Source organism: Streptomyces sp. NPDC001890 (assembly GCF_042891445.1).
In the GTDB taxonomy this organism is placed as follows: Bacteria; Actinomycetota; Actinomycetes; order Streptomycetales; family Streptomycetaceae; genus Streptomyces.
Genome location: NZ_JBIATE010000010.1, coordinates 47,099 through 60,600, shown reverse-complemented (window position 1 = coordinate 60,600; position 13,502 = coordinate 47,099). Strand labels below are relative to the sequence as shown.

12 protein-coding genes are annotated in these 13,502 nt (G+C 67.4%); 5 read left to right on the top strand and 7 right to left on the bottom strand.

Going from position 1 to position 13,502, the window contains the following annotated elements:
- Positions 1-21: 21 nt before the first annotated feature.
- Both ACFYY1_RS23810 and ACFYY1_RS23805 read left to right on the top strand, forming a co-directional pair.
- A complete protein-coding gene (locus ACFYY1_RS23810) occupies positions 22-639 on the top strand; it encodes a CGNR zinc finger domain-containing protein (protein ID WP_388588814.1) in 618 nt (205 codons plus the stop codon).
- Positions 640-721: 82 nt separating this feature from the next.
- Entirely contained in the window at positions 722-970 is a 249-nt protein-coding gene (locus ACFYY1_RS23805; RefSeq protein ID WP_388588812.1) for a hypothetical protein, read from the top strand.
- A 132-nt stretch (positions 971-1,102) separates the two neighbouring features.
- Here ACFYY1_RS23805 and ACFYY1_RS23800 read toward each other — a convergent pair whose 3' ends face one another.
- The 7 genes from ACFYY1_RS23800 to ACFYY1_RS23770 form a co-directional block, all read right to left on the bottom strand.
- Positions 1,103-2,452, bottom strand: coding sequence for an MFS transporter (locus ACFYY1_RS23800; RefSeq protein ID WP_388588809.1), 1,350 nt, complete (start codon positions 2,450-2,452; stop codon positions 1,103-1,105).
- 209 nt (positions 2,453-2,661) lie between these two features.
- Positions 2,662-3,477 carry an IclR family transcriptional regulator gene (locus ACFYY1_RS23795; protein ID WP_388588807.1) on the bottom strand — a complete coding sequence of 272 codons (816 nt, stop codon included), beginning with the start codon at positions 3,475-3,477 and terminating at the stop codon, positions 2,662-2,664.
- Between the two features lie 110 nt (positions 3,478-3,587).
- Positions 3,588-4,091: a MarR family winged helix-turn-helix transcriptional regulator gene (locus ACFYY1_RS23790; protein WP_388588804.1), complete on the bottom strand. Its 504-nt coding sequence runs from the start codon at positions 4,089-4,091 to the stop codon at positions 3,588-3,590.
- 49 nt (positions 4,092-4,140) lie between these two features.
- On the bottom strand, positions 4,141-5,010 hold the full coding sequence (locus ACFYY1_RS23785) for a fumarylacetoacetate hydrolase family protein (protein WP_388588801.1): 870 nt from the start codon (positions 5,008-5,010) through the stop codon (positions 4,141-4,143).
- Between the two features lie 30 nt (positions 5,011-5,040).
- Positions 5,041-6,078 carry a cupin domain-containing protein gene (locus ACFYY1_RS23780; protein WP_388588799.1) on the bottom strand — a complete coding sequence of 346 codons (1,038 nt, stop codon included), beginning with the start codon at positions 6,076-6,078 and terminating at the stop codon, positions 5,041-5,043.
- 23 nt (positions 6,079-6,101) lie between these two features.
- Positions 6,102-7,316: an FAD-dependent monooxygenase gene (locus tag ACFYY1_RS23775; RefSeq protein WP_388589159.1), complete on the bottom strand. Its 1,215-nt coding sequence runs from the start codon at positions 7,314-7,316 to the stop codon at positions 6,102-6,104.
- 368 nt (positions 7,317-7,684) lie between these two features.
- On the bottom strand, positions 7,685-9,214 hold the full coding sequence (locus ACFYY1_RS23770) for a helix-turn-helix domain-containing protein (RefSeq protein ID WP_388588796.1): 1,530 nt from the start codon (positions 9,212-9,214) through the stop codon (positions 7,685-7,687).
- Positions 9,215-9,536: 322 nt separating this feature from the next.
- Here ACFYY1_RS23770 and ACFYY1_RS23765 point away from each other — a divergent pair, with 322 nt between their 5' ends.
- From ACFYY1_RS23765 to ACFYY1_RS23755, 3 genes are all read left to right on the top strand, one after another.
- Positions 9,537-11,030: a DUF4246 domain-containing protein gene (locus tag ACFYY1_RS23765; RefSeq protein ID WP_388588794.1), complete on the top strand. Its 1,494-nt coding sequence runs from the start codon at positions 9,537-9,539 to the stop codon at positions 11,028-11,030.
- A gap of 119 nt (positions 11,031-11,149) precedes the next feature.
- Positions 11,150-12,025, top strand: coding sequence for an aminoglycoside phosphotransferase family protein (locus tag ACFYY1_RS23760; RefSeq protein ID WP_388589156.1), 876 nt, complete (start codon positions 11,150-11,152; stop codon positions 12,023-12,025).
- Between the two features lie 225 nt (positions 12,026-12,250).
- Positions 12,251-13,141, top strand: coding sequence for an aminoglycoside phosphotransferase family protein (locus ACFYY1_RS23755; RefSeq protein WP_388589153.1), 891 nt, complete (start codon positions 12,251-12,253; stop codon positions 13,139-13,141).
- Positions 13,142-13,502: the final 361 nt, after the last annotated feature.

Genomic DNA, 13,502 nt, shown 5'->3' with positions numbered 1-13,502 from the left:
GGTTCATTGTGGCGTGGGCCCATGCCCGTGTCGAACTGGCTAAGCTGGTTCAAGCAGCAGTCCATGGTGGTGCGGAAGGTGGTGACCATGGAGGCCCGTCAACTGTTCCGGCTGGACAACGAGGTGCTGGCGTTTCGCTTCACTGCGACGATGAGCGACCGGGCCGGCGCGGCGCCCCGGGAGCGGCTCTCCAGCCGCGGCCGGCTGAAGCTCTGGTTGCATGCCGCGGGGCTCGGCGTCCCCGACGTCTCACCCGCCGAGCTCCAGGATGCACTCGACCTGAGGGAAGCGATCTACCGTGCCGGGCTGGCCGTCACTGTCACCCAGCGACCCGATCTGGGTGACGCGGCGATCCTGAACAGGGCCGCGACCGCCGGACAGTCCAGGCCGGCGCTCGACGAGAACGGGCTCGCAGTCTGGAACCTGGGCAAGGTAGCACCGGTACCGGACGCGCTCGGCGTGCTTGCCGCCGACGCCATCCACGTACTCGGAGGCCCTGACCGCGACCGGATCAAAGCATGCGAAGGCCCTGGCTGCGCCGGCCTGTTCCTCGACACCAGTCGCGGTGCGAATCGCCGCTGGTGCTCGATGAACACCTGCGGCAACAGGGTCAAGAAGGCCCGACTCGCCAACAAGTAACCGGCTGCAGGAAACCTCCCCAGAGCTGTCCTCTGCCGCCTCGCGCTCATGTCGAAGGCGGGTCGCAAGCTGCGGATCCGATGTGCCGGCCGGTGCCAAGTTCGAGACCTTCGCCCTGCTCGACCGAGTCCTCGGCCTGGACCTCGTCCGCGACGTCGGCCAACTGCACCGTCCGGAAGGGCCGACGGCCCTGCGAATCAGGTGGGGAGCGCCGCTGGACGAGGCGGCTGCGGCTGGTCCGGCGCTCGGCTTCGATATCGAGGCCGAGAAAGTCGTGCTCTTGGTTGAGCCACTGGCCAGGCGACGGCGGCTGCCGGCCTGGGTTCGTTGAAGGCGTTGACGCGGAGCATCGCGAAAAGGACGCCGGCCCGTCGTCGGGCGAGGTGCAGGTGTCTGCGACGACGCCCACAGACGCGTCAGCATCTGAGGGCGTCGTCCGCGTGTTCTCCGGATTACTGGAAGGCTATGAAGCCGAGGGAGCGGGCTCCGCCACGATTGCGGTGTCCTTTCCGGGCCGCTTCGTGCGCGTGGTGAACAGGAGCAGACCCGCTGCGGCGAATACGACACCAGTGGCTACGTAAAGCCCCCGTGGTGTCCAGCCGGAGTGGAGCAGCCAACCCGCCGCGGAGGGAGCGACGATGGCGCCCACGCGACCGACACTGATGGCCGCACCCACGCCAGTGGCGCGGAGCTGCGTCGAGTAGACGCCCGGCGTGAGCGCGTAGAGGCCGGCGATGCATCCGTTCACAGCCACGCCGATGACCGCACCGAGGGAAAAGGCCAGGACGAGCACGTCGGTGGAGGCTGCGAACACTGTGACCAGTGCTCCTGCCAGAAAGAGGTAGGTCCGTAGCACGCTGATCAGGGCGAAGCGCGCAGCCAGTGCACCCAGGAGCGCCGTTCCGAAGATGCCGCCCAGGTTGAGCAGCGTGCCGCCGGTCAAGCCCTGGTTCGAGGACATGCCGGCTTCCACCAGCAGCGTTGGCGTCCAGCTGGTGACGAAGTAGAAGGCCGCCATCACCAGGAAGAAGGCTGCCCAGAGCGTCAGGGTGGGGCGACGCAGCTCCCCTGCGAGCAGAAGACGGAACCCGGCCGGACGTGAGCGCTCGGCTTGGGGCGAGTCGGGAAGCGCGGTGAGCTCGGGATGTCCCATGCGGCGCGCGAGCGAGTTGACCCTGCTCAGGGCGTTCTTGGGTTTCCTCGTGATGAGGAAGTCAAGGGACTCGGGGAGGAACCAGAAGGTGAGCGGTACGACGACCAGAGTGGCCACTCCGCCGACCAGGAATACCGACCGCCACCCGTAGTGGTCGATGAGTGCCACGGATGAGAGGCCGCCGACTGTTGCGCCGACGGCATAGCCGGTGGAGTTGAGGCTGACGGCGAGGCCGCGCCAGCGCTGCGAGGCGAACTCGCCGGCGATGACATTGCTGCAGGCGAGAACGGCGCCGATCCCGACGCCCGTCACGAGGCGCAGCGTTCCCAGCTGTTGCCAGTTCTGGCTGGCCGAGGAGAGCATCATGCCGACCGCCGCCACGACCAGCCCGGCGAGGATGATGGGCCTTCTGCCGATCCGGTCCGCCCAGGGGGCGACGAGGAGGGCGCCCAGCGCCATGCCGGCCAGACCGCTGCTGAGGAGAAGCCCCAGCGTGCCGGAGTCCAGATGCCACTCACCGGAGATCGTCTTCCCGGTGAAGGACATGACCAGCACGTCGAAACCGTCGAGGGTGTTGAGAAGCACACAGATCACGATTGCGCGCCACTGGAAGCGACTCATGCGACCCGTGTCCAGGGCCTCCTGCAAAGAGGCGCTCATCGGAGGTCTCGCTGAGCGGCGACGCGGCTGAAGAACATGTACATGGCGGCACTCCACTGTCGACTGCGGTATGGATGACGGAGCCCGAAGAGCGGCAAATGGCCTGTGGCGACTTCGGCTGTCGGCGCAGACATGTTCCGAGCACCTGCGCCCGGTGACCAGGGCCTTTTCCGTATGCCGGGAAAGTAGTCGTGACGGACATGCACATCTCAGGAAACAGGTGTGTGAAGTACCCGTGAGATGGCGCGGCTGCTGGTTCGGACGAGATCTGCCAGTGCTCCCACTGGCATGGATCCGTGCCGGACGACGAGGGAGACGGCTGCTGCGACCTCGCCGGCGGCGGTCGTGATGGGTGCCGCGACCGAGAGGGTGTCGGCAGACAGTTGCCGGTCGCTCACCGCGTAGCCGCACGTCCGCACTTGCGCGAGGACCCTCCTGAGCTGACTGCTGTCGGTCAAGGTGAAGGGGGTATGGCGCTGAAGCGGTCGGGTCAGCGCGGCATCCTGCACATGGGCCGGGGCGTGGGCGAGCAGGACCAGTCCCACGCCGGTAGCCGTGATGGCGAGCCGTCCGCCCACGCGTGTCAGCGTGGGCACGGCGCTGCTGCAGCCGATGCGCTCCACGAAGACGATCTCCGACTCCTCACGGACGGCGAGTTGCACGTTCTCGCGTGTGAGGGCTGCCAGATCCTCCAGATAGGGCAGCGCGCGCTCACGCAGCCCTTGGGTACGGGGCGCCAGGGACCCGACCTCCCACAACCGAAGTCCGACGCGGTAGCGCCCGTGCTCGTCCCGTTCGAGGGCTCCCCAGGCGAGAAGCTCTCCCAGCATGCGGTGCACGGTGGACACCGGCAGGTCGGCCTTGCGGGCCAGTTCGCTCAGATTCAGATGAGGGTGCTGGGCCGTGAAGGTGTCGAGGATCTGCAGGGCGCGGCCGATGACGGGACCTGTGCCGGTGGCCAAGCGGGGCTGCGGCTGCTGCCGCAGGCTGGGCGGGGCTGCTTCAGGAATGCGATAGTGAGGCAAGATGTGACTCCTCATCCGGGCCCGGGGCGTGGGGCATCTCGTGCCTGCGTTGATGCGTGGGATGTCCAGGCGCCGAGTGGGCTGTCGCCGAGGCAGCTGCTTGACGGGCGTTACGCCTCGTCGTGGAACGACCTGCCGTCCATGGTGGCAATTCTCTGGAGGATCTCCACGGCCAGAGCCCGCTCGCTCGCGGGGAGTGAGCTCAAGAGTTGCTCGTTGACCCGTTCTGCCGGAGGGATCAGTGAGTCGAGCAGCTCGGCTCCCTGGTCGGTCAGACTCAGCAGGGTTCGTCTGCGGTCGTCCTCGTCCCGCACCTGACTCACGTAGTGCTGCTCGGTCAGACGGCGGATCATCTGGTTGACCGTGGAGCGGTCCAGCGAGGTGAGGTGCGCGAGGGTGCGCTGGTCGATGCCCGGTTTCTGGCGCAGAGCGTTCAGGACGGAGAACTGCTGGGAGGTGATCTCCCGGGACACATGCTGGGACCACAGAGCGGTGTGTACCTGTTCCGCACGTCGGATCAGGTGTCCGATGTAGTTGTGCAGATCCAGCGCGCGCGCCACAGTGCTCCGTTCGTCCGTCGCCGAGGTGGTGCCGGCCAAGGAGACGGCCGGCACGCCCAGGAGTCTACGAGTGCGCGGCACCACCTCGTGTGCGGCCCTTCCGTCAGCGATCTCGGCGCCCGGGTCGCTGCTCGTAGGGGGTGGCCCGGGATCCGTCGACGCCCACTTCCAGGCGACCGACCTGCTCGATCTCCAGAACGACCCGGTCGCCGTGGCTGAGCGGCCCCACGCCGGCCGGCGTGCCCGTCGCGATCACGTCGCCCGGGTGCAGCGTCATGACGGAGGAGGTGTAGGCGATCAGTTCACGGACACCGAAGATCAGGTCTGCCGTGTTGGTCCGCTGCCTGGTGGTGCCGCCCACGTCACATCGCAGATCGAGGGTGTCCGGGTCCGGGATCTCGTCCGCGGTCACGACCCAGGGGCCGATGGGGGTGAAAGTGTCGAACGACTTCCGCGTGGAGCGGTCCTCGCCGGAACGGACGGTGATGTCCAGCACGCATGTGTAGCCGAACACGTGGTCCAGTGCGTCGTCGGCGCTGACGTGCGTGGCGGTGCGTCCGATGACGACGCCCAGTTCGCCTTCCTGGTCAGTGCGCTTGTCGGTGTAGGGCAGGAGGATGTCCTGGCCGGGCCCGATGACGGACGAGTTCGCCTTGAGGAAGACGCCGAGTTCGGCGACCGAGGTGGTGTACTCCATCTCGGCCTTGTGGTCGAGGTAGTTGACCGGCGCGCCGACGATCTTGCCGGGGCGTGGCAGAGGGGCTTCGAGGACTGCCTCGGCGAGCGGGACGCGTGCGCAGCCGGCGAGGTCGATCTCTGTCGCGCCGCCGCGGGCGGCGGCCTCGATGTGCTGGTGGAGCGCACCGGCCGCACCGGGGGTGCGGGAGCCGGCGAGTTGTTCGGTCACATCGACGAGTTCGTAGCCGTCGACGAGTCCGAGTCGCCCCTTGTTGAACAGGGCCAGACGCATCATGGCCTCCTTCTGAGGTGTCGAATGGGCGGATCAGGCGCCGGGGTCGGCGCTTTCCGTGCGGTAGAGGCCGAGGGAGCGCATGACGGGCTCGTCGCTGTAGGAGAACAGGACGGCGTCCTGCGAGGAGGAGGCGTTCAGGTGCCGGTAGGACGCCCAGCCGGGCACGGCGAAGGTGTCGTTCTCGGACCATTCCAGCCGCACGCCGTCCACGATCGTGGCCCCCTCGCCGCGTACGACGCTGAAGATGGTGGAGGCCGTGTGCCTGCGTCCGGCTCCTCGGAAGCCGGGGCGCAGACGCTGGATGCGGCAGCCGATGGTGGGCATCACCGGACCGCCCGTCCACGGATTCGTGTATTCGAGGACGATGCCGTCGACATCGCTTCCTTCGGCGGTGTCGGCGATGCCTTCCAGGGCCCGATGCGTCTCCTGCCAGGTGTAGCGGGTGACGGGGGAGTTGGGCCCGTCCTGGGAGAGCCAGACGGGGGTCAGTCGGCCGTGCAGGAACTGCCTGCTGCCTGCTTCGTCGGGCCGGGTGACAGGCTGGAGACGCTGGGGGTACTGCTCGTAGAAGCCGGCTTCCAGAGCGTTGACGAGCGGGTAGTCGAGAGCATCGAGCCAAATCATCGGCTCGTGGCCCTCGTGGGTGTGGTCGTGCCAGTGCCAGCCGGGAGTGAGCAGCAGATCGCCGGGGGACATGAAGACCCGCTCGCCGTTGACCGTCGTCCATGCGCCGCTTCCCTCCAGGATGAAGCGGAAGGCGTTGGACGTGTGCCGGTGAGCCTGTGCGGTCTCGCCGGGCAGGATGATCTGCAGGCCGGCATAGAGGGTGTTGACGGTGGCGGGGGGATCGGTCAGGCCGGGATTGACCAGCATGAGGACTCGCCGTTCGGCCTCCTCCAGCGAGAGAGTCTTGGAGAAGTGCACCAGGTGCGGGCGCAGTTCCTGCCAGCTCCAGCGGTAGGGCACGGCGCGGCTGCGCGGTTGGGCGGGGAACAGGTTCCCGTAAAAGTTCCACAGCGGCGCTGCCCCCAGGCCCTCCAAAGCCTTGTAGGCGAGTTCGTCGGTCATCGTCTCCTCCTGCGGTTGCGGGCTCACAGGGCAGGAACGCCGGTTGCGGTCGGCGTCCACACCCAGGAGATGTCGTCGAAGTCGTCAGGCATACGGGATGAGAGGAGCACATTGCGCAGGGTGGCCCCCATGCCCTCCAGGTGACAGATCTCGCCGAAGCGGCGGGCGTTGGTCTGGATACGCGCCGCCCGCTCGCGGCGTTGGGCGGCGTACGCGGCGAAAGCGTCGGCCGGGTCGGAGAACAGGCCCAGTGCCTGTCCCAGGGCGACGGCGTCTTCCAGTGCCTGGCAGGCTCCCTGGGCCAGGTACTGCAGCATCGGATGGGCGGCGTCGCCGAGAAGCAGGATCCGGCCGTGCACCCAGTTGTCGATGGGCAGGCGGTCGTACAGCGGCCAGCGCCGATCGCGCGACACCAGCGGCAGAGAGTCGCGTATGGCCTGACAGGTGCCGGCGAAGCGTTCCTCAAGCTCTGCCTCGGTGCCCCAGTCGTCGGAGTCCGCCGTGTAGTGGTCGCTCTCGAAGACAGCGACTTGGTTGTACAACTCCCCGCGCCGCACTGGGTATTGCACCAGATGCATGCGGGGCCCGGCCCACACCATCACCGCCTCCGAAGCGGCATGCTGCGACATCCGGCCGGTCATCTTCCCGGTCGGCAAAGCGCCGCGGAAGGCCACGTAACGGGAGCAGACCGGTTCCCCATCGCCCACCAAGGCCTGGCGCAGACGTGAATGCAGGCCGTCCGCGGCAACGACCGCGTCCGCGGTCAGGATCTCCGACGATTCGTCGAAGTGCAGCTTCGCCCCGGATGCGCTCTGTTCGACGTGGGTGACGGTGTGCCCTGTGCGAAGTGTGATGGCAGGGTGCTCCCGGCAAGCGCTCAGCAGTGCGGCGTGCAGATCCGTGCGGTGCGTGACCAGGTAGGGATGCGTGAAGCGCTCGGTGTAGGCCGCACTGCGCAGGTCGAGGGAGGTGATCTGGTCCCCCGTCAGAGCATCCATCATCACGAGTCGGGGTGGGGTGACCGCGCTGCGCTGAACAGCCGTGAGGACGCCGAGTTCCTCAAGTGCGAGAGAGGCGTTCGGGGCGAGCTGCAGGCCGGCTCCGATCTCGCCGAACCGGGCGGCTCGTTCCACGAGCGTCACGTGGTGCCCGGAGCGGGCGACTGCCAGAGCCGCGGCCAGCCCGCCGATGCCGCCGCCGACGACGGCGATGCGGAGAGGATCAGGAGTCACAGGCATATGACCTCCTAGCGTCGAAGGGGTGGAGGACACCGAGAGAGGAGGCGGCGAGCGCGAAGCCTCTAAATGATCTGTACATCAATCATTGGTGTACGGATTATCTTGTGGTGGTGTTGCCCCGATGTCAATGGGTTGTCGATGGAGAGGTCCACATGGCGCGAACTGGTGGCTCGGGTGGTGCGCTTCTTGATCGGCAGGCGGCCGTGAGGGTCTTCGCGTGATCACGGGCCGGACGGTGTCCGGGCCGGACGGCGGCCGCAAGAGCCCCGCGGCGCAGGCCCGAAGTCCCAGAGAAGTCCCGGGTGCCGCCGCACCCCCTTCTGACCCGCATCCTGGCAGGTCGGACAGGGTGCGGCGGCGTTCGTCGGTCAGATGTCCCGGAAGATCTCGATCTGCGCGCCCACGGAGTTGAGCCGCTCCGCCAGCTCCTCGTAACCACGGTTGATGACATACACGTTGCGCAGTACGGAGGTGCCTTCCGCCGCCATCATGGCGAGCAGCACCACCACGGCGGGCCGCAGGGCCGGCGGGCACATCATCTCGGCGGCGCGCCAGCGGGTCGGGCCGTCGACCAGTACGCGGTGCGGGTCCAGGAGCTGAAGCCTGCCGCCGAGGCGGTTCAGGTCGGTGAGGTAGATGGCCCGGTTGTCGTAGACCCAGTCGTGGATGAGGGTCTGGCCCTGGGCCGAGGCGGCGATCGCCGCGAAGAAGGGCACGTTGTCGATGTTGAGCCCGGGGAACGGCATGGGGTGGATCTTGTCGATCGGGGCCTCCAGCTTGGAGGGCCGGACCGTGAGGTCGACCAGGCGGGTGCGGCCGTTGTCGGCGGCGTACTCCGTCGTGCGGTCGCAGTCGACGCCCATCTCCTCCAGCACCGCGAGTTCGATCTCCAGGAACTCGATCGGCACCCGGCGGATCGTCAGTTCGGACTCCGTCACCACGGCGGCGGCGAGGAGGCTCATCGCCTCGACCGGGTCCTCGGAGGGGGAGTAGTCGACGTCCACGTCTATGTGCGGAACTCCGTGCACGGTCAGTGTGGTCGTGCCGATGCCGTCCACGCGTATTCCGAGGGCCTCCAGGAAGAAGCAGAGGTCCTGGACCATGTAGTTGGAGGAGGCGTTGCGGATGACGGTCCTGCCGTCGTGCCGGGCGGCGGCCAGCAGCGCGTTCTCGGTCACGGTGTCGCCGCGCTCGGTCAGCACGATGGGGCGGCCGGGGGTGACCGAGTGGTCGACCTGGGCGTGGTAGATGCCCTCGGTCGCGGCGATCTCCAGGCCGAAGCGGCGCAGCGCGATCATGTGGGGCTCGATGGTCCGCGTACCGAGGTCGCAGCCGCCCGCGTACGGGAGCTTGAACCGGTCCATGCGGTGCAGCAGCGGGCCGAGGAACATGATGATGGAACGGGTCCGGCGGGCGGCGTCCGCGTCGATGGCGTCCATGTCGAGCCGGGCGGGCGGGACGATCTCCAGATCGGTTCCCTCGTTGATCCAGCGGGTCCGCACGCCTATGGAGTTCAGCACCTCCAGGAGACGGTAGACCTCCTCGATCCGGGCCACCCTGCGCAGCACCGTACGGCCCTTGTTGAGCAGCGAGGCGCAGAGGAGTGCCACGCACGCGTTCTTGCTCGTCTTGACGTCGATGGAGCCCGAGAGCCGGCGGCCGCCGACCACCCGCAGGTGCATGGGCCCGGCGTAGCCGAGCGACACGATCTCGCTGTCGAGTGCCTCACCGATGCGCGCGATCATCTCAAGGCTGATGTTTTGATTGCCGCGCTCGATGCGGTTCACGGCGCTCTGGCTGGTGGCGAGCGCCTCGGCGAGCTGACTCTGTGTCCAGCCCCGATGCTGACGGGCGTCACGGATGAGCTTGCCGATGCGTACGAGGTAATCGTCTGACATGGCGAAAGGCTATCTCAGATATGAGATGAGACCTGTGCCGGGGTGTGGTGTTCGGGTGATTCTCGGGCGTGTCGGCACGGTAGTTGCAGGTCGGGCCGGTATGGACCGCCCGCATCCGGAGTGTGCCGTGCGTTCCATGGTGCGTCCGGACCGCCGCCTCCGCGCGCGGTGCGCGTCCGTACGGGGGGCGGGTCCTCGCTCAGGTCCGCCGACGGCGCCGGTGTGCACTCCAGGGCCTGTCGTGATCGGACGGCGACGGACGTTGTCAGTGCGCTGAAGTAGTCTGCCCGCCACCGCACATCAACCGGGGGTACCAAAAGAAATGACCGACTCGTCCGCTTTTCCGCTGCCGTTCCATTCTTCCTGGGCCATATCGTTCGCGGAGCCCCGGACACTGCGAGAACTTCAGATGATGGAGTGCAGCGCCCATATTCGGGCGAAGTCGGAGTGGTTCGTCAAGATGAACGACGCCGGAATCGTCGCCAAGTGGACGCAGGAAGCGATTTCCCAGGGCCTTACCGAAGCGCAGATTCGCTATGTGCTTGCCGAACTCGCGTATTACGCCGGGCTGCGGGACGAGCGAACCGGCATCGAGGTGTCCGCCGCCGATGGGGTGTGGCATTCGGACACGCTGATCGATGACGAGCTCAGGTCCCGACTGCGCGAGGCGGTTCGGGTTCTGGAAGAGGTCCCCGAGGCGGAGAAGGACTGGCATCCGGGGTCCAACGGCCAGGTACTGGATCTGGTGCATCCCTCACTGTTCTGCCTCGTGCGAGAGGTGAGCGGCGTACCCGAAACGGCCTGGCAGACCCCGGCACCCGGCCCTTCGCGGTACGAACTCTCGGAGAAATTCCAGTGGCTGCCCACGGATGTCGAGGTCGGCGACGACGGCGATGTCGTCTTCCGCTCGTACGTCAACAATGTCCACCCCGTGGCTCATCGCGAACTCGACTCCGTCCTGCCGGTCCTGTTCGCACGCATGCGCCCGCTGCTGGAGAACGTGCTCACCGATCTGCGTCATCCCCGGCCCCTGCGGATCGACGCCGATCCCTACACGTGGTACGACCAGGCCCCGGGCAATCCGGACCTGATCCCCGACGACGATGACGACGCCGAAGCGCGGGACAGAGCCATGGACGACTGGTGGGAGAACCGCCGCCCGGTCGTCCCGGACGCCCCGGTCTTCGTCCCGCCCGCGTCGCCCGACGACTCGGCCCGGGTCGACCTGCGCGGCCGTCGTCTCCAGGTCATCGTCAAGCTGGCCACCATTCATCTCACTCCGGACCAGCCCGAGTACGCGGGCGGTTCCTGGCACGTCGAGGGGATGATGAACGAGCGGATCGTCTCGACCGGCATCTATTACTGGGACAGCGAGAACATCACCGAAAGCCGGCTGAGTTTCCGGTCGGCGGTCGACGACCCGGACTACGAGCAGAATGACGACGCCGGTATGCGTGACGTCTACGGCCTGGACAACGAAGACCCGCTGAATCAGGTGCTGGGATCGACGTCGACCCCGGCGGGCCGCTGCCTGGCGTTCCCGAACATCCTGCAGCACCGTGTCGGTTCTTTCCGCCTGGCGGACCCCACCCGGCCGGGGCATCGCAAGATCCTCGCGTTCTTCCTGGTCGATCCGTCGGTGACGATCGTCTCGACCTCCGATGTGCCGCCGCAGCAGCCGTGGTCCGCCACGTCGACCATGACGCTGGAGCAGGCCAGGGACTACCGCGAACAGCTCATGAAGGAACGCAAATTCTTCGTCGACGAACACAACGAGCAGCTCTACGAGCGAGAGTTCTCCCTGTGTGAGCACTGAACCATCGCCAATCGCCAATCGCCAATCGCCAATCGCCATCGCCCCAGCCTCGGGGAAAAGCGGTGGACAGGGATCGCGCGAGCGGCACACTGGCCCGTGTGAAACGAATTCCGGTGGATGTGGAGAGCGTCACCACGCGGTTGGTACGCCGATTCGGACCCCAGATCACCGAGTGGTGCGCCGGCACGCCGGATCTCGTCGCACGGCTGACGTCCCGGTGGGGGCTGTCGCTCGGTGAGCCCCTCCCGGACGGTGCTTCGTCGGTGACGTTGCGGTGCCATTGGCCCGACGGCACGCCGGCGGTGCTGAAGATCAGTCCGGAGCGGGCCCTTCTGGTCGAGCAGGCCGAAATGCTGGGGTGGTTCGCCGCCTCGGGCCGGGTGCCCGCCGTGCTGGCCGTCGATCAGGAAGCGGGCGCCATGGTGCTGGAGGAGGTCGTGCCCGGAGCACCGGCGCAGGACCTGCCCGCTGCTTCGCTTCCGGGACAGTGGTCGGATCTGCTCGCCGCCCTGCACGGAGTCGCTCCGCCTCCGCTGCCCACGCGTGTGCTGCGCGGGCGGTGCGAGGAGTCCTTCGCCCGGGTCGGCAGGCGGCTGTCCGAGCCTTCGATCAGTGCGCGGATGGACGTCAGCGTGTGGGACAGGGCCATCCAGCGGTGCGAGCGGCTGCTGGACACGGAAGCGACCACCGTGCTGCTCCACGGTGACCTGCACCTGGGCAACGTGCTCGACGGCGGCGCGGAGCGCGGTCTCATGGCCATCGATCCGAAAGCGTGTGTCGGTGATCCGTGCTTCGACGCCGTGGACTACGTCGTGGCCGGCGCCGGACTGGAGGGCGTCGAGAGCCGCTGTGCGCGCGTGGCGGCGGCGTGCGGGCTCGATGGTGACCGGCTCCATGCCTGGAGCCGGGTGATCGCGCCGTTCGCGGCCATCGCCCACCTCGGTGACGGTGGTGAGGAACCGGTGATCGATGAACTGCTCGCGTTGAGCCGGTGAGCCCACTCGGTGTTCCCGATCGCCTCGTGCCCCGTGCTCCCGCCGGGGACGGAACACCCGGCAGCCGACGCTCGGCCTTCGACGGGACCGCTCAGCCTTCGGTGCGACAGGACAATTCTCAGTTGATCCGGAACCTGTCGTCCGAATACTGGATGTCGTCTCCGTTGATCTGGACTGCTTCCGTCGTTTCGAGCTGGACCAGTGGAAGGGCTTGCGAGATTGACCATGCATGATGACCAAGTGGACGTGACCACCGACATGGTTGCGACCTTGATCCGAGAACAGTTCCCTCAGTGGAGCGGCAAGGCGATCCGACTCCTGTCGTCGACCGGGACGGTCCACGCCATCTTCCGTATCGGGGACGACCTCTCCGCGCGTTTCCCACTGCGTCCGACCGATGCCGCCAAGGCGCTGGCGGTTCTGGAACGGGAGGCCCGGGCGAGCGCGGAACTGGCGCAGGTGTCTCGGTTCCCCGTTCCGGAACCCGTCGCCCTGGGAAAGCCTGGAGCGGGTTATCCCATGCCGTGGTCCGTCCAGACATGGTTGCCGGGAACGGTCGCCTTCGATGCCGACCCGAGCGGTTCGGACGCTTTCGCCGAGGACCTTGCGGCCTTCATCGCAGCCCTGCGGGACGCCGGGACGCGGGGGCGGCGTTTCAGCGGCGAGAACCGTGGCGGCGTGCTCGCTCACCACGACGACTGGATGGCGCAGTGCTTCGAGGAGAGCGAGGAGCTGCTCGACGTGCCCCGGCTGCGCCAGGTGTGGAGCCACTTTCGGGAGTTGCCACGCACGGGTGCCGACGTGATGAGCCATGGTGACTTGATTCCCGGCAATGTACTGGTCGCGGGAGACCGGCTCAGCGGCGTGCTCGACACCGGCGGCTTCGGCCCGGCCGACCCGGCGCTGGATCTGGTCAGCGCCTGGCACCTGTTGCGGCCAGGCCCGCGGGAAGTCCTCCGGCGGACACTGGCCTGCGACGATCTGGAGTGGGAGCGCGGCAAGGCATGGGCCTTCGAGCAGGCGATGGGTCTTGTCTGGTACTACGTCGAGAGCAATCCGACGATGAGCAGAACGGGGCGCCGGACACTCGATCGCATTCTGGAGTCGATGGAGTGATGTCGCCCGGATCGTACGCCGTACGGCTCCGCAAGATCCGCCCCGACCGGTACGGCCACCCAGCCCCCGGTACGCCCCTCGTACGACCAGGTTCGTTTGCAAGGAAGCCGCAACGACCGGGTTCACCGTCAAACGCGTCGATGGGATGACAGCGGACGAGGCGCCCCCGCATGACCGTGCGGCGGTGATGTACTAGAGTTATCTCGACATCGAGATATATGCCGAAGGCGCACCGCAGTCCGCCGGCTGGTAAGGGTTACCTAACTAAGCCTTACCTTAGCGGATGGTCGAGGGGCCGTAGGCGGCACCACGCGGCGCCCGCCGTAACGAGGCGCGGCGCGGAGTACGCGCACATTGATGA